This window comes from Streptosporangium sp. DT93 (assembly GCF_049844535.1).
GTDB lineage: Bacteria > Actinomycetota > Actinomycetes > Streptosporangiales > Streptosporangiaceae > Streptosporangium.
In genome coordinates, this window is the sequence record NZ_JBNCLF010000138.1 from 1 (window position 1) to 201 (window position 201).

The 201-nt window shown below is 69.2% G+C and carries 1 protein-coding gene; it reads right to left on the reverse strand.

Features of this window, described 5'->3' with window-relative positions:
• Positions 1-180: hypothetical protein (locus ACLQ2R_RS39800; RefSeq protein WP_425966584.1), on the reverse strand; the 180-nt coding region annotated here is incomplete at its 3' end.
• Positions 181-201 lie beyond the last annotated feature (21 nt).

Consider the following 201-nt stretch of genomic DNA (forward strand, 5'->3'; position numbering starts at 1 on the left):
AATGGTGGGCGGTCGGTGGTGGTGTCGGGTGAGGCGGCGGGGGTGGCTGCGGTGGTGGAGGGCCTGCAGGGCCTGGATGGCGTGGATGGCGTGGACGGCGTGGACGGGGATGGTGTTGGTGTGCAGGGTGTGGGTGGTGGGCGTCGGAGTCGGGTGTTGCGGGTGTCGCGTGCGTTTCATTCGCCGTTGATGGAGCCGATG